The 26,099-nt window shown below is 30.2% G+C and carries 24 protein-coding genes and 1 riboswitch; of the genes, 2 read left to right on the top strand and 22 right to left on the bottom strand.

What is annotated here, in order from left to right; genetic code table 11:
• Positions 1 to 25 precede the first annotated feature (25 nt).
• The 3 genes from D2A34_RS08220 to D2A34_RS08210 form a co-directional block, all read right to left on the bottom strand.
• Entirely contained in the window at positions 26 to 679 is a 654-nt protein-coding gene (locus D2A34_RS08220) for a riboflavin synthase (protein ID WP_119366284.1), read from the bottom strand.
• 16 nt (positions 680 to 695) lie between these two features.
• Entirely contained in the window at positions 696 to 1,787 is a 1,092-nt protein-coding gene (gene ribD / locus D2A34_RS08215; RefSeq protein WP_079441998.1) for a bifunctional diaminohydroxyphosphoribosylaminopyrimidine deaminase/5-amino-6-(5-phosphoribosylamino)uracil reductase RibD, read from the bottom strand.
• 367 nt (positions 1,788 to 2,154) lie between these two features.
• Positions 2,155 to 2,270: riboswitch (FMN riboswitch) on the bottom strand.
• A gap of 50 nt (positions 2,271 to 2,320) precedes the next feature.
• Positions 2,321 to 3,565 (bottom strand): DUF6398 domain-containing protein, encoded by a 1,245-nt coding sequence (locus tag D2A34_RS08210; RefSeq protein WP_119366283.1) that lies wholly within the window; start codon positions 3,563 to 3,565, stop codon positions 2,321 to 2,323.
• Between the two features lie 340 nt (positions 3,566 to 3,905).
• Between D2A34_RS08210 and D2A34_RS08205 the strand changes: the two genes are divergently transcribed.
• Complete coding sequence (locus D2A34_RS08205) at positions 3,906 to 4,889, top strand: amidase domain-containing protein (protein ID WP_119366282.1); 984 nt, start codon at positions 3,906 to 3,908, stop codon at positions 4,887 to 4,889.
• Positions 4,890 to 5,221: 332 nt separating this feature from the next.
• Here D2A34_RS08205 and D2A34_RS26610 read toward each other — a convergent pair whose 3' ends face one another.
• Entirely contained in the window at positions 5,222 to 5,368 is a 147-nt protein-coding gene (locus tag D2A34_RS26610) for a hypothetical protein (RefSeq protein WP_182629322.1), read from the bottom strand.
• Between the two features lie 211 nt (positions 5,369 to 5,579).
• Positions 5,580 to 7,010, bottom strand: coding sequence for an adenylosuccinate lyase (gene purB, locus D2A34_RS08200; protein ID WP_079438253.1), 1,431 nt, complete (start codon positions 7,008 to 7,010; stop codon positions 5,580 to 5,582).
• Positions 7,011 to 7,206: 196 nt separating this feature from the next.
• Between purB and D2A34_RS08195 the strand changes: the two genes are divergently transcribed.
• Entirely contained in the window at positions 7,207 to 7,434 is a 228-nt protein-coding gene (locus D2A34_RS08195) for a DUF378 domain-containing protein (protein WP_312291956.1), read from the top strand.
• A gap of 134 nt (positions 7,435 to 7,568) precedes the next feature.
• Here D2A34_RS08195 and D2A34_RS08190 read toward each other — a convergent pair whose 3' ends face one another.
• The 17 genes from D2A34_RS08190 to rbfA form a co-directional block, all read right to left on the bottom strand.
• Entirely contained in the window at positions 7,569 to 7,829 is a 261-nt protein-coding gene (locus D2A34_RS08190; protein WP_079438255.1) for an HPr family phosphocarrier protein, read from the bottom strand.
• A 122-nt stretch (positions 7,830 to 7,951) separates the two neighbouring features.
• A complete protein-coding gene (locus D2A34_RS08185) occupies positions 7,952 to 8,212 on the bottom strand; it encodes a stage V sporulation protein S (RefSeq protein ID WP_009169189.1) in 261 nt (86 codons plus the stop codon).
• A 195-nt stretch (positions 8,213 to 8,407) separates the two neighbouring features.
• Positions 8,408 to 9,949 (bottom strand): ribonuclease Y, encoded by a 1,542-nt coding sequence (gene rny, locus D2A34_RS08180; RefSeq protein ID WP_079438256.1) that lies wholly within the window; start codon positions 9,947 to 9,949, stop codon positions 8,408 to 8,410.
• A 311-nt stretch (positions 9,950 to 10,260) separates the two neighbouring features.
• Entirely contained in the window at positions 10,261 to 11,349 is a 1,089-nt protein-coding gene (recA, locus tag D2A34_RS08175) for a recombinase RecA (protein ID WP_079438257.1), read from the bottom strand.
• A gap of 280 nt (positions 11,350 to 11,629) precedes the next feature.
• Positions 11,630 to 12,220, bottom strand: a complete 591-nt coding sequence (pgsA, locus tag D2A34_RS08170; protein WP_119366281.1) for a CDP-diacylglycerol--glycerol-3-phosphate 3-phosphatidyltransferase — start codon at positions 12,218 to 12,220, stop codon at positions 11,630 to 11,632.
• Entirely contained in the window at positions 12,204 to 13,583 is a 1,380-nt protein-coding gene (gene rimO / locus D2A34_RS08165) for a 30S ribosomal protein S12 methylthiotransferase RimO (RefSeq protein WP_182629359.1), read from the bottom strand. The genes pgsA and rimO overlap by 17 nt, the downstream gene beginning before the upstream one ends.
• 237 nt (positions 13,584 to 13,820) lie before the next feature.
• A complete protein-coding gene (locus D2A34_RS08160) occupies positions 13,821 to 16,205 on the bottom strand; it encodes an FtsK/SpoIIIE family DNA translocase (protein ID WP_119366279.1) in 2,385 nt (794 codons plus the stop codon).
• A gap of 113 nt (positions 16,206 to 16,318) precedes the next feature.
• Positions 16,319 to 17,026, bottom strand: coding sequence for a ClpP family protease (locus tag D2A34_RS08155; RefSeq protein WP_079438261.1), 708 nt, complete (start codon positions 17,024 to 17,026; stop codon positions 16,319 to 16,321).
• Positions 17,027 to 17,164: 138 nt separating this feature from the next.
• Positions 17,165 to 18,361 carry an aspartate kinase gene (gene dapG / locus D2A34_RS08150; RefSeq protein WP_079438262.1) on the bottom strand — a complete coding sequence of 399 codons (1,197 nt, stop codon included), beginning with the start codon at positions 18,359 to 18,361 and terminating at the stop codon, positions 17,165 to 17,167.
• 15 nt (positions 18,362 to 18,376) lie between these two features.
• A complete protein-coding gene (locus D2A34_RS08145; protein WP_079438263.1) occupies positions 18,377 to 18,658 on the bottom strand; it encodes a YlmC/YmxH family sporulation protein in 282 nt (93 codons plus the stop codon).
• Between the two features lie 66 nt (positions 18,659 to 18,724).
• Entirely contained in the window at positions 18,725 to 20,032 is a 1,308-nt protein-coding gene (locus tag D2A34_RS08140) for a M16 family metallopeptidase (protein ID WP_079438264.1), read from the bottom strand.
• 49 nt (positions 20,033 to 20,081) lie between these two features.
• Positions 20,082 to 22,187, bottom strand: coding sequence for a polyribonucleotide nucleotidyltransferase (locus D2A34_RS08135; RefSeq protein ID WP_079438265.1), 2,106 nt, complete (start codon positions 22,185 to 22,187; stop codon positions 20,082 to 20,084).
• 251 nt (positions 22,188 to 22,438) lie between these two features.
• Positions 22,439 to 22,702 (bottom strand): 30S ribosomal protein S15, encoded by a 264-nt coding sequence (gene rpsO, locus D2A34_RS08130; protein WP_119366278.1) that lies wholly within the window; start codon positions 22,700 to 22,702, stop codon positions 22,439 to 22,441.
• A gap of 128 nt (positions 22,703 to 22,830) precedes the next feature.
• Positions 22,831 to 23,757: a bifunctional riboflavin kinase/FAD synthetase gene (locus D2A34_RS08125; protein ID WP_079438267.1), complete on the bottom strand. Its 927-nt coding sequence runs from the start codon at positions 23,755 to 23,757 to the stop codon at positions 22,831 to 22,833.
• Between the two features lie 52 nt (positions 23,758 to 23,809).
• Positions 23,810 to 24,685 carry a tRNA pseudouridine(55) synthase TruB gene (truB, locus tag D2A34_RS08120; protein WP_079438353.1) on the bottom strand — a complete coding sequence of 292 codons (876 nt, stop codon included), beginning with the start codon at positions 24,683 to 24,685 and terminating at the stop codon, positions 23,810 to 23,812.
• Between the two features lie 77 nt (positions 24,686 to 24,762).
• Positions 24,763 to 25,743 (bottom strand): DHH family phosphoesterase, encoded by a 981-nt coding sequence (locus tag D2A34_RS08115; RefSeq protein WP_079438268.1) that lies wholly within the window; start codon positions 25,741 to 25,743, stop codon positions 24,763 to 24,765.
• Complete coding sequence (gene rbfA, locus D2A34_RS08110) at positions 25,743 to 26,093, bottom strand: 30S ribosome-binding factor RbfA (RefSeq protein WP_079438269.1); 351 nt, start codon at positions 26,091 to 26,093, stop codon at positions 25,743 to 25,745. The genes D2A34_RS08115 and rbfA overlap by 1 nt, the downstream gene beginning before the upstream one ends.
• Positions 26,094 to 26,099: the final 6 nt, after the last annotated feature.

The following is a 26,099-nucleotide window of genomic DNA, read 5'->3' as shown; positions in this document are numbered from 1 at the left end:
TATTAATAATTTTTTATTACATAAACTAAAAGCCATTATTCTTTAAAAAATCCATAGTAATAGTACTTGTATCTGTTTCTTTACTTGCATTTCTTCCCCCAACTAATTTTTCTATATATTTTCCCACCAAATCACATTCTAAATTCACAACTGAATTAACTTTTTTATGTGGAAGAATAGTGTTATCCAAAGTATGAGGTATAACTGAAACTTTAAACACTTCATCATCAACATATGCTACAGTTAAACTTATTCCATCTATTCCAATTGAGCCCTTATATATGATGTATTTTAAAACATCTTTAGGTGCAGATATGGTAAACCAAGTTCCATCGCTTTCTTCTTTTACTGAAACAATCTTACCAACACCATCTATATGCCCGCTTACAATGTGTCCACCAAGCCTATCACTAAGTCTTAAGGCTCTTTCAAGATTTAATTTATCCCCGACTTTTAAACTGCCTAAATTGCTCTTAGCTAAAGTTTCCCCCATCACTTCAGCTTTGAATGAATAAGATGTTTTCTCTTTAACTGTTAAACAGACTCCATTTGTAGCAATACTATCACCAATTTTTGTATCATCCAAAATATCATTACACTTGATTACCATAACTCCGAAACCATTACCTATATTAAACTCCTGTAACACTCCAACTTCTTCGATAATTCCAGTAAACATTCTTTCCTCCTTATTTTTAGTTATTTTTTTCTATATAACCTTCTATAACTAAATCTTCTCCAATTTTTCTATAAGTAGTATTCACCAATTTAACTGCTTCATTTATTTTAGAAAAACCTTTTCCAGCTATGCTGCTCTTACTAGTTTCTCCACCTAATATTTTAGGCGCTATATAAAAAATAATTTTATCTACAACACCTTCTTCTAACGCTGAAAAGTTTAACGTACCACCACCTTCAATAAGTATAGAATCTATTTTTTCTTTACCTAGCTCCTTAACAAGTTCCTTTAGATCAACTTTGTTATTTTTCTCTTGGACTTCTATGATTTGAATTCCTAAATCTATCAACATTTGTTTTTTACTTATGTCTGCAAGACGAGTAGTCACAATGATTGTATTTTTATCTTCATTTTTAATTACTTTTGAATCTAATGGTATTCTAAGGGTTGTGTCTACAATAATTCTTTTTAGGATTTTCTCATTATTAATTCTGCACGTAAGCTCTGGATCATCAGCTATAACTGTATTTACACCTACCATGATTGAGTGAACCCTATTTCTTAAATTCTGTGAATCCATTCTTGATTCTTCTGATGTAATCCATTTAGATTCTCCACTATAGGTTGCTATTTTTCCATCAATAGACATCCCACTTTTTAAAATTACAAATGGAGTTTTAGATGTAATATACTTAATAAAGATTTCATTCATTTTTCTGCATTCTTCTTCTTTAACCCCAACTAGCACTTCAATACCATGCTGTTGTAATTTTTCTATACTTTTTCCTGCTACTAATTCATTAGGATCTAACATTCCAATTACAACTTTCTTAAATTTTTTTTCAATGATTAAATCAACACATGGCGGTGTTTTTCCATAATGAGCACACGGTTCTAGAGTGACGTAAATTGTACTTCCTTCTACAGATCTTGTTGCATTTTTAACCGCATTTCTTTCAGCATGAGCCTCCCCATAACGTTCATGATATCCCTCTCCTATTATCTCTCCGTCTTTAACAATAACTGCTCCAACTAAAGGATTAGGATTTACCATTCCTATACCCATTTTAGCTAATTCTAAGGCTCTCTCCATATAACTAACGTCCAAGAATTCTCATCTCCCTTTTCCATATATTCATGCTAAGTGCATTTTAGCTTTTTATAAAAATTAATAATATATCTATATCTTTTAATTATTAATTATTTTTATACACAATAAAAAAACTCTGAAGTTCAAATCTTCAGAGTTTTTGGAATAATCATAATATATATTTTATTTATAATTAAAATTTCATTAGTAAGAATCTTTTATTATTAAATAAATAATAAATACAAGAATGTTTTAATTTTTATTAATTATTCTCAATTTACCTTGTTTAATATAAAAAGCCCTGAATTTACTGCAAATTCAGGGCATATATTCTCAAATAAATAATAACATCTAAAATTTTAATTTTAAATATAATTTATCTTATCACTATCTTCTTTCATCCAGACTTTACTGTCGGCTTCGGAATTTAACCGAATCTGCTAATTAAAGCTCGCGGGCTGTACCGCCGGTAGGGAAATTCACCCAACCCTGAAGACTTTTTATTAAATTTTCTACTTTATGGTACCACATTGCCATCCCAATGTAAAGTACTAGTTAAAATTTATCATATCAAAATCATTTTTCTTTTCTTTAACCCATTGAATCATATTAGAATCATCCCAAACTGCTAGTCCTATGTCAGCATATCTTATAGCTTCTTCTTCACTACCAAATCTAATACTGTGTGGCAGCGAACTTGGAACTCTTTTTTGTTTTAGTATGTATGGTATAACATGAGGGTTTCTCTTATACGCTCTTCTTAATGCATTTTCTGCCGCTTTAATTTCGTTTGTTTTATATAGTAATACTACTTTACTATAGTGTAAAGCCGCTAGATTATCCTTATCATATTTTTCTAGTAGTTCCTTCAATTGTGCATACCTTTTTTCAATCAATAGCCAATTAACTAATAAACTTCTAACCATTAAATTATCTTGCTCATTATATTTTAAAATATCAAAAGCTTGATCTATTGCTGATTCTTTTTCTCCGATTTTCCATAAATGAGTAGCTAAATTATATTTAGCACCAAAAAGTGGTTCAGCAATTTTTAGTTTAAAAAGTTCAGGTTGAGCATCTTCTAGATTATTTATTCTTAGCAGATTTTGTGCCGCTTTAACCGCTTTCTCTAAAAGCTCTTTCCTTTGAGTATCATTTAAACTAGAATCTTTTGATAAAATAATATATGCATCAGCACAATCTTCATATACGTCTAATGCTTCTTTTGCATATTTTGATCTATTTTTGTAATTCTTTTGTTTCCAAGCAAAATCTATAATCCTTTGTGACATTATAAAACTTTTGTGAACAGCAAATTTAAAAGGTTCCTTTTTTTCGTTTTCAGTGCTTTCATCTTTCTGAGCTAAATTACTTGCTGTTGCTGCTGCTTCTCTCTCAGCCTCTAACATACTATTACTTATTATATCTGTACTTTTACCTATTATCCACTGTTTACTTTCATTTGATAAACCCAATAGATTTTTTACTTCCTTTGATTTGCTAGAGCCTGTACTACTACTAACGCCAAACGCCTTATATAAATCAGTAGCTTTAATATATGGTTCTTCTTTTGAATCAAACAAGTTATTTATTGTTCCTATAGCGTGCACTATTCCAGCTGCCCATGAAAAGCTCTTTCCTTTTTTGAGTTGTTCCTCACAATCTTGGAATAATGTTTCTGTAGCTATGACACAAATATTTTTATATTCCTCATTTAAATATTCACCTGAAAAACTCTTGATTTTTTCAATTATTTCTTCATACTTGCTAGCTATTACGTTAGATAATTCTTGCATTTCTTTTTATAGCTCCTTTATAAAAAATCTTTGACAAATTTGATTTTATCCTACAATAAATATAATTTGCAAGTATATTAACCAAATTCATATTACTGATTTAAAATATAATATTTTTTGATAATATTTTTTCAAAAAAAATATCACATATATTCTGAAAAATTCATTCGTATTATATTATAACATATTAATTAGAAATATATCTACTCATTAATTTTTATGACTTTTTTTGTTTTACCTTGTCCCATTCAAATTTCCTATTTTATACACGTATTTTGATATATAAGCATTATTTCTTTCATAAATATATTTATATAATAATTTAAAATTGGGATTATATATGTTATCTAAAAATTTATATTCTTTGTGTTTGTTACTCTCAACACCCTATAATAATTTAGAATCACTTTCCAATAACGTCGTTGCTTTAAATAGCTATTTACAAGAAGAAATATATTTAAAGAAACTATTTGATTTTAGATGGAGAAAAAAATTAAATTCATCTTTTGAAAATTTCCACTTTGATTATTCTTATGACTTAGTAGAAGAATATTCTAACCTTATAAAAGTTAAGCTAAATTTAAAAATTTTTTTTACAATAAAAGATTCTAATGCTCTTATAAATTCTGCTTGTGTTCATGAATATATTATAATTCTAGAAAATCTACACAATAAGTATAAAATACATCTTCTTATCGAGAATGAAGAAAATCCTATTCTATATAATTATATTTTGAGTACTTCCATATCACTAATCGATAATTCTATTTTTACTAAAACTCAGAGTATATATTTTGATAAGAATTCTAAAATGGATTCATTATACGAATCCTTTGTTAGTACTGTTATACAACCTAACCAAAAATATATGCACCGAAATAATTCCATTTTTGACATTGAAAAAGCATGTGCCTATGCAGAAACTTATGCATTAAAACCAAATCCTATATATAAATCTTTCGATGGGATAGGTGGCGACTGCACAAATTTTATGTCACAAATTCTGTATGCAGGTGGATTTAAGGAAAATAGTATATGGAAACCTTATACTAACCCTTGGATCCGAGTTGAGGATCTTTACTCATATTTAACTTCACAAAAGTTAGGTATTAAACTCCCTGATGATAGTTATCTGGATAGGGGATGCTTAATTCAATTTTATACCCCCTCAATAGGTAGATATTTTCACAATGGATTTATTACTTATAAATTGCAAAATAATGACTGTCTTTATTGTTGTCATAGTTACAACAAGCTAAACTATCCCCTTAGCGAAATTTATCCCCATAAGTATCCAAAACTTAGAGCATTAAAATTAAGTTGATATATATAAACAAACTATAGCTTAGACTTATGGATATGACTCACCGAAATAAGTAACATACTTTTGTTCCAGTTTATAGGGAATTTTGATGGGTGATTCTAAGGCTATAAGTTGTGCCCAAAGTGCTAGTCTCAAAAACAAGTGCTCACAGAGAAAGTTCGAAGAACGAAATATAAAATTTCGATTCTCACTTTTTGAACTAGCACATTTGGAACAACTTATGGCCTAAGAATCACATCCATAAAAATTCCCAATTAAACATTCCACAAAAGTATGTTACTTATTTCTAGTTGAGATATTTTTCAAAGTATAAGATTAAAGTCTTATTTGATTTATAGATATCCAGCTCTTAAACTTGATTTATAATTCGAAATATATTCCATACCAGAAAGAGAAGGTACTCTTTTTCGTAGTGTTGCATTGAAAAAAATAACTGTAGGTATTTCTTCAGTAAAAGTTGTTCCAGTCTTGCTTGTCATTAGCTTGCCTAAGGAACAAGCAGGACTGGTGCAACTTTTGCTGGTAAGTGAGAGTCCAAATTTTATATTTGGTTACTCGAACTTACTCAGCGAACAGAGTGAGTCGAGTTTCACTTCCCCACAGTTACTTTTTTCTAGCAACCGAGAAACAGAGTACCTTCTCTTTCGGTTGGTTATAGTATAAATCTAACTTTTATATTGGATATCTATACTACACTGTAATTTCACTTTTAATCTTTAATGCTTCTTCATTATTCTTAATGATTGGATCTACGTATTCATCGATAAATTCAACAACTTGGCTTGGTGCTCTTCCAACAAATTTAGTTGGATCAATAACCGCTAGAATTTCTTCCTTGGATAGACCAAATGATTCATCACTTATTATTCTATCAATTAGATCATTATCTAATCCTTCACCTTTTACTCTTTGGGCTGCAGCCATAGAATGAACTCTAATCTGTTCGTGTAGCTCTTGTCTATCTTTACCCCTTTTTACAGCTTCCATCATTATATTTTCAGTAGCCATGAATGGTAACTCTCTTTGTACATGAGAAGCTATTACTTTATCATATACTACCATATTTTCAGCGATATTTATGTATAAATTTAAAACTCCATCTAATGCTAGGAATCCTTCTGCAACTGATAATCTCTTATTAGCTGAATCATCTAGAGTTCTTTCAAACCATTGAGTCCCTGCTGTTATCGCTGGGTTTAATGCATCTACTATAACATATCTAGCTAATGCACTTATTCTTTCACTTCTCATAGGATTTCTCTTATACGCCATAGCTGATGATCCTATTTGATTTTTCTCAAATGGTTCTTCCATTTCCTTCATATTTTGAAGTAATCTCAAGTCATTACTAAATTTATAAGCACTTTGAGCAATTTCTGATAATGTATTTAAAACTATAGAGTCAAGCTTTCTTGGGTAAGTTTGACCTGTAACTCCATAGCTTTTCTCAAACCCCATTTTTTCTGCTACTATTTTATCTAATGCTTTAACTTTACTTTCATCCCCATCAAAAAGTTCCATAAAACTTGCTTGAGTACCAGTAGTTCCTTTTACACCTCTAAGTTTTAAAGTTGATATCAAGAAATCTATATTTTCTATATCCATTACTAAATCTTGCATCCATAATGTTGCTCTTTTTCCTACAGTAGTCAATTGAGCTGGTTGAAAATGTGTAAATCCTAGTGTTGGCATATCTTTATACTCTAATGCAAAATTTTTCAAATGATTTAAAACTGTAACTATTTTATTCTTTATTAGATTTAGTCCATCTCTCATTATTATGACATCTGTATTATCTCCTACATAACAAGACGTAGCCCCTAAATGGATTATTCCTTTAGCAGCTGGACATTGAAGACCATATGCATAAACATGACTCATTACATCATGTCTGACTTCTTTTTCCTTCTTTGCAGCTTCTTCATAATTTATGTCATTAATATGTTCTTTTAATTCTTTAATTTGTTCTTCAGTTATATTTAACCCTAACTCTCTTTCACCTTCTGCAAGAGCTACCCATAATTTTCTCCATGTTGTAAACTTCATATCATCAGAAAAAATAAAACTCATTTCTTTTGATGCGTATCTCGAATTTAAAGGTGTGCTATATAAATTTCTCATTCAAAAACCTCCACACGAATATATTTTATGCTTTTTCTTTCAACATTCGTATTATATCATACTTTTTTCATATTTGACTATTTAATTTTTAATTTTTAATCATCATGTAATAAATTTATATAAAATTAATTTAACTTTTTGTTATTATTGTCTCTTAAATTCATATAATTATAATAAAATAATATTTAAGATAGGAGTGGGTATTGTGTGTAAACTAAATCTATTTGACAAGCTCTCTTTTCTACTAGTCTTTCTCGGTTCTCTAAATTGGGGAACTATCGGCCTATTTAACCTGAATTTTGTGAATATGATCTTCCTTCATAATTCAATTATCGTAAGAATCAGCTATATTATTATTTTCTTAGCAGCATTAAATATAGTTACCTTATTTTTTAGGTGTAACTTACTTACTGACGATAATTAAACCTTTACTATTTAATATTTCAATAGATAAACTCACTTGTTTAGCTTTAACTATTATTAACTACATTATTATTCGAATAATTTTCCATAGAAAAAAGGTTCCATATTAAAAATATGGAACCCTATTTTGCATAATTAGTCTTCTAAAGTTTCAACTAATTTAACAATTTCTTCAACAGCTAAAGCTTCGTCATCACCTGAAGCTACAACTTTGATTAGAGCATCTTTAGTAACTGCTAAAGATAAAACTCCGATTAAGCTTTTTACATTTGCTTTCTTACCGTTATATTCTATGCTAACGTCTGATTTAAATGATGAAGCTTTCTTAACTAATAATGTTGCTGGTCTAGCATGAAGACCAGATGAATTTTTTACTGAAACCTCTTTTGCTATCATTATATACACCTCTTTACAAAATAATTAATAAATATAGCATTTAACTATTATAGTATAATCGTTTTTATAGATAATTTCAACTTAAAAATCACTTCATAGCATATTAATTTAGAAATAATTTATTATCTAGGTTGTACTATTAACTTTATTGCAGTTCTTTCTTCTCCATCAATTTGTATATCAGTAAACGCTGGTACGCATACAATATCTTTTCCGCTAGGTGCCACAAACCCTCTTGCAATAGCAATTGCCTTGACCGCTTGATTAATTGCACCTGCTCCAACTGCTTGAATTTCAGCAATATTCTTTTCTTTTATTATAGCCGCCAATGCACCTGCCACAGAATTAGGATTTGATTTTGTTGATACTTTTAATACTTCCATTTTTGTTATTCCTCCTAGAATTTATTATACAAATCGTTTACATTAATTATATTCTATAAATTTCTTTAAATTCCTTTTTATTCTTACTAAATTTTAAAAATTTTTTTCATTTTTTTATATTAGTTGCTCAAATATATTTTGTTATATAATAAAATGAAGTATATTTTATTATATAACAAAATATACTTCATTGATTTACTTAGCAAAATCTATTGCTCTAGTTTCTCTAATCACATTAATTTTAATTTGTCCTGGATATTCAAGTTCTTCCTCGACACTCTTAACTAAATTACGTGCCAATTCAATTATTCCAGCATCATCTACTTTATCTGGTTTAACCATAATTCTAATCTCTCTACCAGCTTGAATGGCATATGACTTTTCTACACCTTCATGTGAATTTGCAATTTCCTCTAACTTTTCCAATCTCTTAATGTATGCTTCTAATGTTTCTCTTCTAGCACCTGGTCTAGCTGCCGATATTGCATCTGCTGCTTGAACTAGTACCGCTTCTAAAGATAGCATTTCAACATCTGAATGATGCGCTGCTATTGCATTAATTACTAATGGTGATTCGTGATACTTTTTAGCTAGATCTCCACCAATTAAAGCATGAGGCCCCTCTTGCTCTTGATCAACAGCTTTCCCGATATCATGTAACAATCCAGCTCTTTTAGCTAAAGTAACATCTAAACCTAGCTCTGAAGCCATTAAGCCAGCTAAGTATGAAACTTCTATGGAATGTTTTAAAACATTTTGACCATAACTAGTTCTATACTTTAATCTACCAAGAAGTCTTATAATCTCTGGATGTAGTCCATGTACACTAGTTTCAAGAGCTGCTTGCTCTCCTTCTTCTTTTATACTATTTTCTACGTCCTTATTAGCTCTTTCAACCATCTCTTCGATTCTTGCTGGATGTATTCTGCCATCCACTATTAACTTTTCTAGTGCCATTCTTGCAACTTCTCGCCTTATTGGATCAAAGCTAGAAAGAATGACTGCTTCCGGAGTATCATCTATTATTAAATCAACTCCTGTTAATGTTTCTAAGGTTCTAATGTTTCTTCCTTCTCTACCTATTATTCTACCTTTCATCTCATCATTCGGTAGTGCAACAACGTGTACAGTTGATTCAGACACATGATCGGCAGCACATCTTTGGATCGCAGTCGTTATTATCTCCCTTGATCTCTTATCTGCCTCTTCTTTTGCCTTACTTTCAATATCTTTTATCATTAAAGCAGCATCGTGAGTAATCTCTTTTCTTACTTCATCTAAAAGTATCTCACGTGCGTCTTCACCAGAAAGGGCTGCTACTCTTTCAAGTTCTGCTCTTCTTTCTTCATAAAGCTTCTGTACCTTTGCTTCTACTTGATCTACTTCAAGCATTCTTTGATTGATTGTTTCGTCTTTCTTTTCAAGAAGTTCACTCTTCTTATCTAGAGCTTCTTCCCTTTGAATTACTCTTCTTTCAAGCCTTTGAATCTCATTTCGTCTTTCACGAGATTCCTTATCAAAATCATTTCTCAATTTATGAAGTTCTTCTTTTGCCTCAAGGATTGCCTCTTTTTTAGTTGCTTCTGCATCCTTTTTAGCTCTTGCTAGAATTTCTTCTGCTTCTTTTTCAAGCGATTCAATTTTTGTTTTTGATATGTTTTGAATCGTTTTATAAACCACTATTCCTAATACTAATAAAACTATTATATCTATTAATATCATAAATGCTATTTCCACATAAACACCTCCTAATTTATCATTTTCTCATTATATTATTATTAACAAGAAAGTGTAGTCGGTGTCATATTCTTCTCACTGCATTCGGAATATGATAAACCAGTATTCCTTTTTATTCTATATTAAAAACAAAATTATGTCAAGTTTGCTCATATAATGGTTATATTCTGTTTTGTACTATGAAATATCAAGGAATTTTAAATATAGCTACATTATATGAGTAATCATATATATGTAGCTATATTTTAATTATATCTAATTTTATGGAATAAAATATTATTTATTCATCATTTTTACCTTTATAGTTAAATTTATTCTTTATTATCTTCTGCACTGTCTTCTTTAACCTTAGCCTCTGCATTAGTTGTGTTATTTATCACAGCTGTCTTAGCTAATTCTGCTGCAGGAAGATTATGCTTTTCTCTAATTTGATTTTCTATATCTAATGCTATTTCTGGATTTTCTTTTAAATAAATCTTAGCATTTTCTCTTCCTTGACCTAATCTTACATCGCCATAAGAGAACCAAGCACCACTTTTTTGAACTATTTCTTCCTTAACACCAACATCTATTATGTTACCATTTCTTGAAATTCCCTCATTATACATAATATCAAATTCAGCTTGCCTAAATGGAGGTGCAACTTTATTCTTTGTCACCTTAATTCTTGTTCTGTTACCAATGATAGCATCACCTTGTTTTATAGAATCTATTCTTCTAATATCAAGTCTTACTGAGGCATAGAACTTTAATGCTCTTCCTCCTGTTGTTGTTTCTGGAGAACCAAACATAACTCCAACTTTTTCTCTTAATTGGTTAATAAATATCGCAACACAATTAGTTTTATTAATTGTTCCTGCAAGTTTTCTTAAAGCTTGTGACATAAGTCTAGCTTGAAGACCGATATGAGAATCTCCCATTTCTCCTTCAATTTCTGCTTTAGGTACTAAAGCAGCAACAGAGTCTACTACCAAAACATCAATAGCACCTGAACGTACTAATGCTTCTGCGATTTCAAGCCCTTGCTCTCCTGTGTCTGGTTGAGAAATTATTAAACTATCTACGTCAACGCCAAGTTTTTGAGCATAACTAGGATCTAACGCATGCTCTGCGTCTATATACCCTACAGCTCCTCCTTTTTTTTGTGATTCTGCAGCTATATGAAGTGCAATTGTAGTTTTTCCTGAACTTTCTGGTCCATAAATTTCAATAATTCTTCCTTTTGGTACCCCGCCAATTCCAAGTGCTATATCTAAATCTAAACATCCAGTTGATATAGCATCCATATTAGAAATATTGTGGTCACCTAATTTCATTACTGCCCCCTTACCAAATTGTTTTTCTATATGACTCATAGCACTTTCAATTGCTTTTAATTTTTCTGAATTTATATTTCCCATAATACTAACTTTCTCCCTTCTATCGAACTTATGTTCTGTATTTATTATAAATTAATTCTAAACTATAGTCAATATTTAATTCAAGGCATATGAACGAAAATAATAGTGCCAAAGATGTAAAATTGACAACCATACTGGTATATTATTTCTTTGAATGTGCCTGAAGAAAAGTTCCTTCTTTACCAACTAAAGAAGGAACCATTTAATTTATATCCACTTTTTCTTATTCTTAAACATAATATATATAGAAAATTTATATTTCTATAATATATTTAATTTTTTATTTATCAATAGAGACTGCTTCCTTATTTTTCTTAAAGTAATCATAACCTGAAAGCAGGGTTACTATAACCGCAATCATAAGCATTATCATTGGAGCGAATTTAAAAAATCCTTTCAAATAATAATTGTCTATTACAAAAATTTTTAACAGCCTTGCATCATGAATATTTACTTTTAATAGTAATAAAATTATTGCTATAATTTGTATAACCGTTTTAATTTTTCCCCACCAGCTAGCTGCTATAACTCTTCCTTGTGTTGCAGCTATTGATCTTAAGCCTGAAACAGCAAATTCTCGTGCAATTATAACCACAGCTGCCCATCCTGGTACTACCTGTAATTCAACTAAAGAAATTAACGCCGCAGTAACTAATAATTTATCTGCTAAAGGATCCATAAATTTTCCAAAGTTAGTTATTTGATTTCTAGATCTAGCAATATACCCATCTAACTTATCCGTTAATGAAGCTAAAATAAATATAAATGTAGCAATAAAACTTCCATATGGTATATCTTTAACTGCTATAAATACTAAAAATACAGGAACCAAAAATATTCTAATTAAGGTTAACTTATTTGCAAGATTCATCAACAACAACTCCCACTAAATCATAATCCATATTCTCTACTATTTTTACCTTTACAAATTTGCCATTTACTATATTTCCTGAAAATTCAAATAATACATTTGCATCAATATCAGGAGCCATTTCATAATTTCTTCCATAGTAATACTTTCCATTATATCCTTCAACAAGAATATCATATAATTTCCCAATTTTCAATTTATTTATTTCTTCTGTAATATTTTTTTGTAATAACATTAATTTTTCTTCTCTTTTTTCCTTGATTTCTTCTTCTACTTGACCAACCATTTGTGCTGCCGGGGTATCTTCTTCTTGTGAATAAGTGAATACCCCTACTTTATCAAGTTTATATTCTTTAAGAAAGTCTATGATTTCATTGAATTCTTCTTCTGTTTCATTAGGAAATCCAACTATAAAAGTTGTTCTTATGATGATTCCTGAAACTTTTTCTCTTAACATTTTTATTTTATTTATTATATCTTGTTTGCTAGTCTTTCTTCCCATAAGCTTTAAAATTTTATCACTTATGTGTTGTATAGGTATATCTAAGTATTTTACAACTTTATCATTGCTCGCAATTTCATCTATAAGTTCATCATATATTTCCTCTGGATAACAATAAAGAATCCTAATCCACTTTATCCCTTCAATTTTAGATAATTCATTTACTAATATATGAAGGCTTTTCTTTCCATAGATATCACTACCATATAAAGTGGTATCTTGAGCTATAAGTATGATTTCTTTAACTCCACTTTCACTCAAGTCTCTTGCTTCATTTATAATATTTTCCATCTTCCTACTTCTAAATTTTCCCCTTATTTTAGGAATTATACAATATGTGCAAAAATTGTTACAACCTTCTGCAATTCTAATATATGCGCTTTCTTTTTGTGTTGTAATAATTCTTTTTCCTTCATTAATGTTTTCATCAGAATAATTTAAAAGTTCTAGTGCCCTTTTATTTCCATCTATAAAATCAGTTATTATTTCATTGATTTGATTATAATCATTAACACCCATCATCATATCTATCTCTGGTATTAACTTTCCTAGCTCTTCTCCATATCTTTGGGTCAAGCATCCTGTAGCTATAAGCAATTTACATTTATAATTTACTTTATAGTTAGCCATCTCTAAAATAGTATCAATAGATTCTTGTTTTGCACTTTCTATAAAACCACATGTGTTTACAATGATTATATCTGCATTCTTAGGATTGCTAGTTATTTCATACTCGTTGCTCATCTTGCCTAATATTATCTCTGAGTCAACTCTATTTTTATCACATCCTAAACTTACCATACCAACTTTATATTTTGTTGACACACCGTCATCTTTATATTTTTGATTATTATTTTCCATCTCTATTTTAATTTCACTCAAGTCCTTACATCCTCCTGTGTTTTAATAGTCTTTATTATAACAAATTAAAACTATACTTTACAAGTTTCTATTATTATAATATTACTACCATTATTACATAAAAATCATTTACAATTATATCTTAAATAGTATGAATCTAAAAAATTAACACAATGTTAAATTTTACTTCATAAATAGTTTAAAATTATTAATTAAATGTCTATATTGAAAAATCGTCTAATTATTCTCATCTTGTGTGTTCTCATCTAGAAGTTGTTGTCTTGTAATAAGCACTTGTCTCGGTCTACTTCCATCTTTTTCAGATATAATACCTCTTTCCTCTAATTGATCCATAATTCTAGAAGCTCTATTAAAACCTATTCTAAATTTTCTTTGAATAAATGAGGTTGACGCTTGACCATATTCTACTACAACATTGATTACTTCGCTAAGCAACTCATCTACATCATCACTGCTTTCACCTGACTCCGTAGATTTTGAATCTGACGCATTATTAATATGATCTATTATATCTTCTTCGTAATTAGTATCACCTTGTTCACTCTTAATAAACGAAATAACTTGTTCTACTTCTTCCTCTGATATGAAACACCCTTGAACTCTAAGAGGTTTACTTTCCCCAACAGGGTAATATAACATATCTCCTTTACCAAGAAGTTTTTCTGCACCTGATCCATCCAGTATTGTTCTTGAATCAATCTGAGATGAAACTGCAAAAGATATTCTAGAAGGAATATTTGCCTTAATTACTCCTGTTATTACATCTACTGATGGTCTTTGAGTTGCTATAACCAAATGCATACCAGCTGCTCTTGCCATTTGAGCTAATCTTCCGATATAATCTTCTACATCATTTGGACACACCATCATAAGATCTGCAAGCTCATCAACAATAATTACAATGTATGGGAGCTTTTGTTCTATAATACCTTTATTAAATAACTCATTATAAGATTCCATATTTCTAACTCCAGAATCAGCAAAAAGCTTATATCTGTTTGTCATTTCATTTACTGCCCAATTTAAAGCTGCTGCCGCCTTTTTAGGATCCGTAACAACTGGAATCAGAAGATGTGGTATTCCATTATAAACATTCAATTCAACAACCTTAGGATCAACCATAAGAAGTTTAACTTCATCAGGGTTATACTTATATAACAAACTTATTATAAGAGAGTTTATACATACACTTTTACCAGACCCAGTGGCCCCTGCAATTAATGTATGAGGCATCTTACTTAAATCTCCTACAACGCACTTTCCTGAAATATCTTTCCCTAGAGCGAATGCTAATTTTTTCTTAGAATTAATAAATTCATCATTTTCCAATACTTCTCTTAAAAATACTGGAGTTTGCTTTCCATTTGGAACTTCGATACCAACTGCAGCCTTCCCCGGAATAGGGGCTTCTATTCTTATACCTGAAGCGGCAAGCCCTAAAGCTATATCATCCGCTAAATTTACTATTTTACTTACCTTAACTCCTGGGCTAGGCTGAAGTTCAAATCTTGTAACCGATGGACCTTTAGTTACTTGAGTTACTTTCGCATCAACTCCAAAGTTAGATAAGATCTCTTCAAGTTTATTTGCATTTTCTATTAATTCTTTTTTATCTGTATTATTGAGCTTTGTATTAGCATTTAACTTCAATAATTCTAAGCTTGGATGTTTATATTCTTTTAATTCTTTTTGTTCTAAAATATGTTCCTGTATTTCTTTATTCACAACATCCTTAACATCATTCTCCAAATTTTCTTTCTTACGTGTATGATTTTGTGTACTTTTCTCTAAGAAGCTATCTATTTGAATATCTGATGAAATTTCTGACTGCAAATCTGGTGATACATCATCATCTTCACTTGCATTCTTCATAAAGTCTAAAATCTTTATCTTCTTATCAACTCCAGATAGAAATGCATCCTTTTCTTTTTGATTTCTATCTTCACTTTCATCCTTTTCTACTATATTGATGAAATTTTCACGAACCCGTTGTTCATTTTTTTCCCTTATCTTTTTATTTCTATTATTTCTTATCTTTTCTCCTTTATTATATGCCTTTAATCCTAAATCATATAAAGTAATATCAAAAATCAAAATAAGCGCTATTATTGAAAATGCAAGAAGTAAAATATAAGTCCCAACTACACCTATAATTTTATAAAGTGGATAACATATAAGATATGCTATAATTCCACCATGCATAGTTTTAGTATTATCACTAATTATAAGTTTAAGATTACCAAAAAAATCGCTTTGATTTTCCAAACTTTGAATATTTATAATTCCGAAAGTTAACATGATAACAACTACTAAAATTGTCATCCCAAAAAAATTCTTATTTAATTCTATCTTTCCTCTTGTCTTTATATATTGAAATCCAAAATATATTAGATAAATAGGTAACGCATTTGCACCTATTCCAATTGTTACATAGGATCCCTTTTGTGCCAGGAATGATAATATCCCAGCTAAAGAAGTGTATATTGCTATCCCAAGTATTATTCCTGTTGCAATATACACTATTCCTACTATATCTGGGTTTACTGTCTTCTCATCCTTTTTAGCTTTTGTGGCGCCATTTTTGCCTTTAGTCCTACCCACCTTAATCACCTCATATATTTATTTCTACGTAAGATAACGCTTCTCCTTTAATAAGATAACACTAAAAACAAAAATCGGCTATAGATTTTTTCTATAACCTTAAAAATAGAATGCTATTTTTCTATAAGCTCATTAAGTTTTTCTAAAGCTTCCTTTATTCCTCCAACCTCATCGATAAGTCCACACTCAACGGCCTGTTTTCCAATCAACATGGTTCCAACATCATTTAGCAAATCGTTAGTTTGCAACATGAACTTTTCTAAATTATCTTGTTCTATATTTGATGTTCGAACAATAAATTCATTTATTCTTTCCTGCATTTTCTTAAAATACTCAAATGTTTGCGCTACGCCAATCACAAACCCATTCATTCTTACGGGATGAACAATCATTGTCGCAGATGGAGTTATAAAAGAAAAATCTGCTGATGTTGCAAGTGGAACTCCTATTGAATGTCCTCCACCAATCACTACAGATACAGTAGGCTTAGACATGCTTCGAATCATTTCAGAAATCGCAAGACCAGCCTCTACATCTCCTCCAACTGTATTTAATACTATAAGTAATCCTTTTGCGTCTTCATTTTGTTCAATATCGATTAATTGTGGTATAATATGTTCATATTTCGTAGCTTTAGTTTGTGGAGGTAATACTGAATGTCCCTCAATTTGACCTATTATAGATAGCACCTGTATTTTTTTATTTGGAGTCGCTAGAGCTGTATTTCCAAGCTCTTTCACATTTTCTATTTTATCTTGCGCTTCTGATTTTTCTTTTTCTTCTTTTTCTGTATTATCACTGTTTAAAATATATTTATCCATAAAATAATTCCTCCTATACTAATTTTATTTTGTACATTCGGAATTATTTTATTCATAGTATAAAGTATGAAAATATAAATTAGCCTATAAATCTAATTTATATTTTTAATTTATATTTTTAATTCATATTTTCAATTGCTAAAGCTTAAAAGTTTTATGTAAAACATTAATTGCTTCTTTTTCATCTTTTGAATGAACCAAACACCAAATTGTCATATGTGAATCAGCTGTTTGCAATACTTCAATATTGTTATCACTTAATGCTTTAATAATCTTAGCCATAACACCAGGTATCCCTTTCATTTTTGAGCCAATAACTGCTACTTTGCTACAATTCTCTATTAATATATATTTTAAGTTAGCACTATTTAAGACATTTTCTAAAGTTTCTTTATCGGCCTGATTTACAGTAAAAATCTGTTCACTTGGAAATATGTTTATTAAATCCAAACTTATTTTATTTGCTGCTAGCAAATCTAAGACATTCTTATATTTGCTATTGCCTTGATTTTCAGCTGCAGTAATAGACACTTGAATCCTATTTTTTTGACTTGTAATGCCAGTCATCATTCTATCATTACTCTTATCGCCAAAATTATTAATTAAAGTTCCCTTACAGTCGCTCATTGTATTTTTTATTAATATAGGAATATTTCCTTCCATTGCTACTTCAACTGCTTTTGGATGAATTACAGTGGCGCCTTTTTCAGCTAATTGGAATACTTCATAATAGCTTATAACATCTATTAAATTAGCATTTTCAACTACTCTTGGATCTGCCGTCATAATTCCATCTACATCGGTATATATTTCAATAGCCTCAGCCTTAAGAGCCACTCCTAAAATTGAAGCTGTAGTATCACTCCCACCTCTTCCTAAGGTAGTCAAATATCCATTTTCAGTAACACCCTGGAATCCAGTTACCACTGGGACTCTTCCTTGTGATACTAAGTCAAATATTTTTTTTGGCTTAACGTCAATACAAGTCGCTTCATTAAAATTATTATCAGTTAATATTCCCGCTTGTCCTCCAGTAAGTGGTACAGCATCAATTCCTGCATTATATAAATCATCACTCATCACAACAGAACTAATAATTTCTCCACAACACATAAGCAGATCCTTAGCCAACTTGTTTGTATTTTTGAATTTATCATCTATTAATGATAATAGCGTATCAGTCGCATAAGGCTGGCCTTTCCTTCCCATAGCAGATACCACTAGAACAGGACTATACCCTTCCTTAATGGCATTTTTAACCTTATTAATAACTTGCTGTCTATTTTCTTCAGTTGATACCGAAGTTCCTCCAAACTTTTGTACGACTATTTTCATTACATTTCCTCCTAATTATAGCTTAACCTTTTTAATCACTTCATCATCTGCATCTAATATTATTGTTTTAGCCCCGATTTTCTTTACACATTCCCACGGAATCTCTAAAAAATCTTTACTACTAAAAAGATTAAATTTTCCACCACTGAGATTCACTATTAAATATTTAAAGTTTCCTTCATCATCTATTATCAAATCATTATTTAATAGATAGTCATACTTTTCCCCATCGTTAATGTTTATAAGTTCATATCTTTCTATATCACTTAAGTATTTTATTTTATTTTCCTCACTCATAATAAAAACCTCCTTTTGTACTCATAAAATAATATGAGATAAGGAGGTTTATTATTACACTATTGTTTATAAATTAAGCTTACTATCATTATTTGAATTATCATAAGCCTTTGCATTCTTCAAGATTATAGAATCTAACTTCTTATATTCTACATCTTGACCAACGTATGCTGCATTTAAAACTCCTTTTTTAAAGCACCTATCTAAAACATATTGAATATCATCTTTACTTATATCATCTATCTTTTTTATTACTTCTTCTTGAGTTTTTAATTTATTTCTGAAAAGGTACGCTTTCGCATTTGAAAACATTCTAGAACTAGTACTTTCTAATCCCAAAATGTAATTAGCTTTTATCTTTTCTTTATTGATCTCAAGTTGTTTATCAGTTATACCATTTTTACCAAAAAGAGTGATTTCCTTATCTATAACTTCTAAAGCTTTTTCTCCATAATTTCTATTTAAACCCGCATATATATTTAGAGTACCGACGTCTTGAAACGGTTGCAGATAAGATGCAATAGAATAGCACAATCCCAATTCTTCTCTTACCTTTTGAAAAAGAATTGATGAAGCTCCACCTCCAAATATATTATTAAGAAGTACTAGTGCATAATTCTTTTCATGACCATATGGTAATCCCTCTAAGCCTAAAGAAATATGAAGCTGCTCAATCTCTTTTTTTGCATTTGCTGAGTTAACTTGTATTGATGTTTCTTTATATTCTGGTTTATATTGGTCCTTACTTTCCCATGCCCCAAAATATTTATTAATTAAGTCCTCTAGTTCCTTATCATCAAATTTACCACAGACTGATATTACAGAGTTATACGGTGTATATTTCTCGCTAATAAAATCCAATATTTTTTCTCTTGTAAATGATTTTACCAAGGGGATCGTTCCCAATATCGGAAATCCTAATGCTTCGTCACCAAATGCTGATTTAGAGTGAATATCATCTAACACATCCTCTGGAGAATCCTCACTCATATTAATTTCCTCAATTACTACACCTTTTTCTTTTTCTATTTCGTCTGGATCAAATTTGGCATTCAGCATTATATCTGAAAGCACATCTAATGATAAATCTAAATGCGTATTCAATGCTTTGATATAATAACAAGTAGCTTCTTTACTTGTGAATGCATTGATCTGACCACCTACATTTTCTATTTGTTCCATTACTTCCTTTGAAGTTCTTCTATCTGTTCCTTTAAAAAACATATGCTCAATAAAATGAGATATCCCATTAACTTCTGCATTTTCATTTCTTGAACCATTTTGAACCATAACTCCAACACTTATAGATTTTAAATGTTCTATTTTTTCAGTTACAACTCTTAATCCATTTTTAAGGGTATATGTGTTATACATTTTGTACTTGCCCTCCTTAATAGTTAAAAAAAAGGCAATTAATTGCCCTTTATTTTTCCTCTTTATTTTCTTGTTCTAATAAAGCATCTTTTCTAGAAAGATTTATTCTGCCTTGGTTATCAATTTCTGTAACCTTAACCAAAATTTCATCCCCGATAGATACAACATCCTCAACCTTGTTTACTCTCTCTTTAGCTAGTTTAGAAATATGAACTAATCCTTCTTTGCTAGGTAAGATTTCTACAAATGCTCCAAAAGTTGTTATCTTAGTTACTTTACCTAAATAAACTTCTCCTGATTTAACTTCTTTAGTTAAGCCCTCTATTATTTTTATGGCTTGATTTACGCCATTATGATCAGTTGAGCTAACAAATACTGTTCCATCTTCTTTTATATCAATCTTAACACCTGTATCTTGAATTATCTTGTTAATAACTTTACCACCAGCTCCGATTACATCTCTAATCTTATCTGGGTTTATGCTCATTATTTGAGTTTTTGGTGCATATAATGAGACATCTTCTCTAGGTGAAACCATACATTCATTAATCTTATCGATTATCATAACTCTAGCTTTTCTAGCATCTTTTATTGCATTTTCAACAACGTTAAAGCTAAATCCTTGAAGTTTAGTATCAACTTGAATTGATGTTATTCCTTCTGTTGTTCCAGCCACCTTAAAGTCCATATCTCCAAAGAAATCTTCTATTCCTTGAATATCAGTTATAACTGCTTCTTCTGTTAAATCTTCAGATGTTATTAATCCCATTGCAATACCAGCTGCTGGTCTTTTAATAGGTACACCTGCATCTAATAACGCTAATGTTGAACCGCAAACTGATGCTTGTGATGTTGATCCATTTGAGCTTAGTACTTCTGATACTAATCTAATTGTATAAGGGAATTCTTCTTCTGACGGAATTAATGGCTCAAGCGCTCTTTCAGCTAATGCTCCATGCCCAATTTCACGTCGTCCAGGTCCTCTTAGAGGTTTTACTTCACCAACACTGTATCCTGGGAAGTTATAATGATGCATATATCTTTTTGATTGTGCTTCATCTATTCCATCTAATATTTGAATTTCGCTAATTGATCCAAGTGTTGCTACAGTCATTACTTGAGTTAAACCTCTCGTAAATAGTCCTGTACCATGTGTTCTTGGTAAAATCCCAACTTCACATCCTATTTTTCTCACTTCATCAAAAGCTCTTCCATCAGGTCTTCTTTTATCTTTTAAAAGCATATGTCTTACAACCTTTTTTTGCATGTTGTAAAGAACTTCTTTTATATCACCTGATTTTTCAGCATATTTCTCTTTAAATGCTTCATTAACTTTTTCATATACTACATCTACAGCAGCATTTCTTTCATCTTTATCTGTAATGTACATTGCTTCTTTAACCATATCGTAAGCAAATTCTTTTACATCTTTTTCAATTTCCGAGTCTACAGTATATAATACTGGCTCATCCTTTTTCTTCCCGAACTTAGCCATAGCATCTTCTTGGAAAGAAATAATTTTTTTACATTCATCAAAACCATATTTTATAGCATCGATCATAGTATCTTCTGGTATTTCTCGACCGCCTGCTTCAATCATCATTACTTTTTCTTTTGTAGCGCATACAGTTAAATGAAGGATACTTTTTTCACGTCCTTCTGTGTCTGGATTTGTAATGAATTTACCATCTATAAGACCTACTTGCACTGCAGCAACTGGAATTGTATATGGAATACTTGAAAGGCATAACGCAAGAGACGCTGCATTAATGGCTAAGATTTCTGGTAAGTTATCTTTTTCAACGGATACTACTGTAGTAACTACTTGAACATCATTTCTGTATCCTTTTGGGAATAGAGGCCTTATTGTTCTATCAACAGCTCTACCATTTAATATTGCTTTTTCTGATGGTCTTCCTTCTCTTTTTATGAATCCACCTGGAATTTTACCTACTGCATATAATCTTTCTTCATATTCAACACTTAGTGGAAAGAAATCTATTCCTTCTTTTGGTTGTGGTGACGCATTAACATTCGTCAAAATAACTGTATCACCATAACTTGTAAATGTTGCTGCATTTGATAACATACCTACTTTTCCGAACTCTACTTTTAATTCTCTTCCAGCGATTTCAGTCGTTAGAACATTACTCATAATTCATGACCTCCCTTTAGGTTCATCTCATTATTATAAATTTATTTAGTCATAATCAAAAATAACAAATCCTTGTGCCAGCCTATTTTTCTTCATTCTTCATAAGCGTATTTTCCTAATAGCCCTCTATGAGGCAAATATACTTCTTCGTCTGAAGAAAAATATACATCACATCACGGACTTGTTATTTTTCATTTGCCATATAATTGTATATTTTTAAAATAATAGAGCGGAAAACTCCGCTCTAAAAATTATCTTCTTAAACCTAATTCTTTGATTAAAGTTCTGTATCTTTCGATATCTTGATCGCTTAAATAGTTTAAAAGACCTCTTCTTTGACCAACCATCATTAATAATCCTCTTCTTGAGTGGTGATCTTTTTTGTGAATCTTTAAGTGTTCAGTTAAATATTGAATTCTTTCAGTAAGTAATGCTACTTGAACTTCTGGTGAACCAGTATCTCCTTCACTTCTTCCAAACTTTTTAATAATTTCTAATTTTCTTGCCTTATCCATTATAAGTGCACCTCCGTGTATTATATTAATTATCCCCTAGTTCCAAGTAAAAGATGGCACCTTACAACTTAGAATTAGGTTCCCTGTGTTATTATATCAAAAGTAACTATTATTGTAAACTATATTGTTTAAGTCGACACACAATTCTCATCTCTTGCGAAAGATTTGTCTTTTTCAAGCTGATCCTTTAATTCATCTAGGCTATTGAATTTTATTTCATCTCGGATTTTTTTTATAAATCTTACTTCTATCTGTTCTCCATAAATTTCTTTGCTAAAGTCCAAAATATATGTTTCTATTGTCAATTTTTCACCATTTACTGTTGGATTCTTACCCACTGATGTAATTCCCTTATATATATTATTATTTACCCAAATATTAGTATAATATACACCAATCTTAGGTAAAATGAAATTTTCATCATATTTTAAATTTGCTGTAGGAAAACCTATAGTTCTTCCAATCTTTCTTCCATGAATAACCTCACCGCTTAAGGCATACGGCATACTTAACATTCTACTAGCCTCAAAAACATTTCCATCTTCCAATGACTTTCTTATCCTAGTACTGCTTATAACTTCATTCTTATATGTACATGGCTCCATAACATATAATTCATATCCGTATTTTTTTTGCAATTCTTTTAAAAGTTCAACATTTCCAAGATTTTTATATCCAAATTTATAATTAAATCCTACTACAAAGCCTTTAATATTATATTCTAGTATTAATGATTTAATAAATTCTTCTGGCTTTATTTTCATGAATTCAAGATCAAATTCTTTAAAACAAACAATATCAACATTATTGATTTCTAGAATTTCAGCTTTCTTTTTGTTATCCATTAAAAGTTTAGGTGCATCCTCTTTATTGATAAGAGTCTTGGGATGATTTTTAAATGTAAAAACCATACTTTTTCCATTATTCTTTTTTGCTACTTCTACAACTTTGTATATTAAAGAAAGATGCCCAATATGAAGTCCATCAAAACTTCCAAGAGCTGTATAATTATTAGTATTTCGAATATCTTGTAAATCTTTTTCTATAATAATCATTTCTTTACTCCTAATTTAAGATACATAAAAATAGCCGCCTACTTATATATCCTTAAAGCAACAATTTTTCAATCTTAAAGCCATCATCATCTTGCTTTCCAATTCCAATGAAAGTATTTTCACTATCATAAACTCTATAAAGAATATTTTTTTCTCGCTTCTCGCTAGTCAAACGTTTATCAAAAACTTTAACACCATTTACTAATAATCTTGTAAATGAACTATTTACTATAATTTTAGGATAGAATGAAAGCGCCTGTTCCATTGTAATTATATAATCTTCTATATTTTCTTCTGTTAAGTCATTAATATTGATGCTTTTTTCCTGCTTAAATATCGACGTCTCACTTCTATTTAATTCTGTCATAGTTGCGCCTACTTCAAGCTTTTCACCAATATCATAACATAAACTTCTTATATAAGTTCCTTTTGAGCAAGATACTTTCATATATACATAAGGCAACTCAAATCTTATATTAGATATATCAAATATACTAATTCTTCGAGCTTCCCTCTCTACTTCAATACCTTGTCTTGCTAAATCATAGAGTCTTACTCCGTTTTTCTTAAGAGCAGAATACATTGGTGGAACTTGATCATATTCACCAATAAAAGATGCTATAACTTTTGAAACTTCCTCCTCTGAAAGATGCTGTACTTCATTTCTTTGTACTATTTCACCTTCTAAGTCATAGGTAGTTGTCTTTATTCCAAGTATGAATTTAACCTCATACGTCTTATTGCTATTCATAATATAGTCAATAATTTTTGTAGCCTTACCAAGGCATATTGGAAGGACTCCTGTAGCTTGTGGATCTAAAGTCCCAGTATGTCCTACTTTCTTTTCTTTTGCAATAAATCTTACTTTCCTAACAACATCAAAAGAAGACATTTCTTTATTTTTAAATACATTTAGTACACCATTCACTTTAACTTTCTTCCTATCTTCCTTAGTAAGTGAAGTTTTTATTTCCTCTTTCATACGTGAAACTTCTATTCCTTCCTTCATAAGTTCATTTCTTTTTTAAGCGAATCTAACAAGTTATTTCTTGCTGTTCTAATATCAACGCCTCTTTGCATAACACCAGCAGCTTTTATATGTCCGCCACCGCCGTATATCTCTGCAATTTTTCGTACGTCTACATTATTTTTAGATCTTAAACTACCCTTTACCCCATCTTCAACTTCTTTTAAAAGCATAGAAACTTCTACACCTTTAATACCAAGACCAACCGAAATTATATCTGAAGTATCAGCATTCTGTAAGTTCAATTCCTCTAATAATCCCTTTGGTATCTGAAGAACGGCAACTTTATTATCTAACGCAAGTTCAATATTAGATAATACATTTCCCATTAACTTCACTTTTTCAAAAGGCTTATTATCAAAAAGATTGCTATGAATTTTACTATTATCTAATCCAATCGCTATAAGGTTTGATACTATATCATGAGTTCTACTTGTAACATTCGAGTGTCTAAACGAACCAGTATCTGTTACAATCCCTGTATAAACTGCTTTTCCTATAGCTATTTCAATATCTGTTTTACTTTCAAAATCAATTCCCAATTCTTTTATTAAAAGATATGATAATTCACATGTAGCAGCTGCAGTTATGTCTACATAATTAATAAATCCGTAATTTTCGTTAGAAATATGGTGGTCTATATTAATTATTTTCCCATTATAATTCCTTAAATCTGCAGATATTCTTTCAACATTTCCACAATCTAATATTATTACTAAATCAGTATTATCTCTTGGTTCTGTTATGCTTTTATCAACTTCATTTGCTAAAGGAAGGAACGAGAGGTTATCCGAAATAACATCTCTCGTTATAATATATGCGTCCTTTTTTAAATATCTCAACGCATTAAGCAAAGCTAAAGTACTTCCTATAGCGTCTCCATCTGGAGAAGAGTGGAATGATAACCCTATTCTTTTTGCTGATAAAATCTCTTTTTTTATTTCTTTAAGACTACTCATTATTCTTTACTTATCCTTTGAATTAATTCATCCATACGCATTCCATAATTAATGGAGTCATCTAATTCAATAATAATTTCAGGGGTATGTCTTAGATTTATTCTTTGCCCTACAGCTTTTCTAATGAATCCACTTGCATTTCTTAATGCTTCAAGATTACTTTTCTTTTCATCATCATTTTTAGAGAATATACTTACATAAACCTTAGCATATCTTAAGTCTTTAGTAACCTTAACATCTGTAACTGAAATCATAGCTGTAAGTCTTGGATCTTTAACTTCGTTCTGAATTAAATTACTTATTTCTCTTTTAAATTCTTCGTTAATTCTTCCACCTCTATAATTTGCCATACCTGC

The sequence above is a fragment of the Clostridium chromiireducens genome, from assembly GCF_003575225.1.
In the GTDB taxonomy this organism is placed as follows: domain Bacteria; phylum Bacillota; class Clostridia; order Clostridiales; family Clostridiaceae; genus Clostridium; species Clostridium chromiireducens.
This window is presented reverse-complemented; position numbering and strand designations above follow the sequence as displayed.